Annotated in this window: 3 protein-coding genes and 1 pseudogene; all 4 read left to right on the top strand. The window is 72.0% G+C overall.

Annotated features, from left to right (window positions below):
- Nucleotides 1-716: pseudogene (locus tag ACWD3D_RS35670) on the top strand (hypothetical protein); the annotation flags it as partial.
- Nucleotides 717-718: 2 nt separating this feature from the next.
- Nucleotides 719-1150 (top strand): roadblock/LC7 domain-containing protein, encoded by a 432-nt coding sequence (locus ACWD3D_RS35665; protein ID WP_451464825.1) that lies wholly within the window; start codon nt 719-721, stop codon nt 1148-1150.
- Nucleotides 1147-1515, top strand: coding sequence for a DUF742 domain-containing protein (locus ACWD3D_RS35660; protein WP_451464824.1), 369 nt, complete (start codon nt 1147-1149; stop codon nt 1513-1515). The genes ACWD3D_RS35665 and ACWD3D_RS35660 overlap by 4 nt, the downstream gene beginning before the upstream one ends.
- Before the next feature lie 86 nt (nt 1516-1601).
- Nucleotides 1602-2216 (top strand): GTP-binding protein, encoded by a 615-nt coding sequence (locus ACWD3D_RS35655; protein ID WP_451464823.1) that lies wholly within the window; start codon nt 1602-1604, stop codon nt 2214-2216.
- Nucleotides 2217-2799: the final 583 nt, after the last annotated feature.

Raw genomic sequence — 2799 nt, 5'->3', positions numbered from 1 at the left:
GCCCCGACGTCGGGCCCGCCCGAATCCCCGGCGGAGCCCGCACACCGCAGCGCGGGGCCACGCGTTCCAACCCGGCAGTGGTGCCGCTGGCCAACCGCCCTCACGCCGCTCCCCCCGCGGAGGGCGAGACGATCGACGGTCTGCCCTGCCGGGTGCCGCAGGCGAGTCTGGCCGGGGAACTCGCGGACGACTCGGGCGCCGGGACCAGGACCCCGCTCATGGGCTGGGGAGGCAACGGCCAGGAGCAGCACGGTTATGTCGGCGGGATCGGCTGGGACGGCTCCGGCCAGCCGTACGCGGAGACGTATCAGCAGGCCGGCGACGCTCAGTCGCCCTCGCAGGCCCACGTGCCGCAGTCGCCGTATCCGCAGGAGCCGTCCGCGTTCCGGGGGGCCGCCGCCGGGTGGACCGCGCCAGACGCCCCGGCGGCGGCGCACGGACAGAACGTCTTCCCGTACGCGACGGCTTCCCGGCAGCCGGGCGTCCAGCCCTACCCGGACCGCCCCGTGCGCGGCCGGCCACGGATTCCGGCTCTCTCGCCGGAGGAACTGGCGGAGCGCCCCGAACGGGTGCGCTCGATGATGTCGGCCCTGCAGGCGGGGGCCGCCCGCGCCCGGGTCGGCCAGTACTCCGGGCCCGGGGACGGCGACGACGGCCGTCCCGGACCTGTCCATCCCTCACAGACGTCCCACGCATCTCCCGAAAGGCACGGCTGACGATGACCCAAGCCAGCGCACCCGAGACAGGCGCCAGCTTCGACTGGCTGCTGAGCGACATGGTCCGCAACGTGCCGGAGATCGGTCACGCGGTTCTCCTGTCGACGGACGGACTGCTCCTCGGTGCCTCCTCGGACCTTCACCGCGACGACGCGGAACGGCTCTCCGCCGTGGCTTCCGGATTCCACAGCCTCGCCAAGGGTGCCGGGCGTCACTTCGGGGGCGGGGCGGTCCTGCAGACGATGGTGGAGATGGAGGGCGGATTCCTGTTCGTCTGTTCCGCCGGTCCGAACACCTGCCTGACCGCACTCACCCGGCAGGGCGCCGACATCGGTGTCGTGGCCTACGAGATGGCCATGGTCGTCAAACGGCTGGGCAACCACCTGGCCGTGGACTCCCGGGGTGAGATACCGGGGCCCGGGAGCGGGGTGTGACCTCGGCGGAGTGGGTGGACGACGCGGCCGGTCCGGTCGTCCGCCCCTATGCCATGGTCCGGGGCAGGACCCGCAACGAGGGGTACTGGTTCGACCTGGTGGCGTTCGTCGTCTCCGCCGTGGACACCCTGCACCACCGGGTGGAGATGCAGCCCGAGCACCAGGCCATTCTCACCCTGTGCCGGAGACCTCGGCCGGTGGGCGAGGTGGCCGCCCGGATGAACCTGCCGGTGGGAGTCGTACGGGTGTTGCTGGGAGATCTCCTGGAGGCGCGTGCCATCCGGGTGCGTCAGCCGGCCGACCCTTCCGGGCGGCCGAACGTACGGCTCATCAAGGAAGTACTGGAAGGGCTCCGCGCACTGTGACGGTCCTCCCGAGGGGCTCCGCCGCGCGGCGGGCCCCGACCGGCTCACCATCCCGTGCCTGGGCACGGAACGAAGACTGAGAGGGCATGCCCGAAATGTCAAAGGTGCTACAGAACGGCGCCGCCGCTCCGGGCGACGACATACCCGAAGCTGCGAAGATCCTCGTCGCCGGCGGTTTCGGCGCGGGCAAGACCACATTGGTCTCGACGGTGAGTGAGATCACCCCCTTCCACACGGAGGAGATCCTCACGCGGTCCAGCGTCGGGGTGGACGATCTGTCGGGGGTGGAACGCAAGGCGCTCACCACGGTCGCCATGGACTTCGGCAGGATCACCATCCACAACCGGCTCGCGCTCTTCCTGTTCGGCACTCCCGGTCAGGACCGCTTCTGGTTCATGTGGGACGAGCTGGCGGCGGGAGCCCTGTGTGCGATCGTCCTGGCGGACACCCGCAGGCTGGACGCCTCGTTCCCCGCCGTCGACTACTTCGAACGGCGCGGTGTGCCGTTCGTCGTGGCGGTGAATTGCTTCGACGGCGCGCGTGGTTACCCCGCGGAGACCGTGCGCCGCGCGCTGACCCTGGGCCCGGACGTGCCGGTCCTGCTGTGCGACGTGCGCTCGCACCCCTCGGTGAAGGAGGTGCTGGTGCGGGCGGTCGAGTACGTGCTGCGCCTGGAGACCCGGCAGGCCGCCCTGACCTGAGTCCGGCCCGTACCCGCCGCTCCAGCGGGCTCAGCCCGGAACCGGCAGGACCGCCCGAGGTCCGCCACCGCAGGGACCGGTGGCCGTACGGAGATCTCGGGACCGGCCCGCCGATCCCGTCGCGGGCATGGCCGGCCGGGGCCCCGGCACCGTTCCCGCCGGGCGGTTCCCGGTGTGAACGGGCGGGCGGGACGCGGCGGCTGGCGTCCTTGGTACGGCGAGTCGGGACGGATGTCCGTGACCGCGAGCCAGGAACATCCGTTCACCGGGCAGCGGGTGTCGGTGGGTGTCCCTCCCTCATGGGCCGTCGACCGCCACGACCGCACGGCGCCGGAGCGGCTGACGCTCCCGAATGTCCCAAGGAGGAACACCGTTGATGACGGAAGACCACGTGGCCCCGAGCCTTGTGCCACCGGACCGCTTCGGGGCCGCGCGCGCGTACGCCGGTCACCGGTCCGGCGTACCGCGAGTGGCTGCCGGTTTCCTCGCCTCGGCACTCGCGCGGGTGCCCAGGGAGACGAGCTGTTCCAGCCGGCCTCCGGGCTCCAGTTCGTCCGCCAGCTCGTCGTCCTGGAACACCGGG

The organism is Streptomyces sp. NPDC002690, assembly GCF_053592415.1.
The sequence above is the reverse complement of the archived record's forward strand: the minus strand, read 5'-3'. Positions and strand labels throughout refer to the sequence as shown.

Bases quoted from the DNA above. Each gene is read 5' to 3' on its own strand.
- ACWD3D_RS35665 (WP_451464825.1), top strand. From the start codon at position 719: ATGACCCAAGCCAGCGCACCCGAGACAGGCGCCAGCTTCGACTGGCTG.
- ACWD3D_RS35655 (WP_451464823.1), top strand. From the start codon at position 1,602: ATGCCCGAAATGTCAAAGGTGCTACAGAACGGCGCCGCCGCTCCGGGC.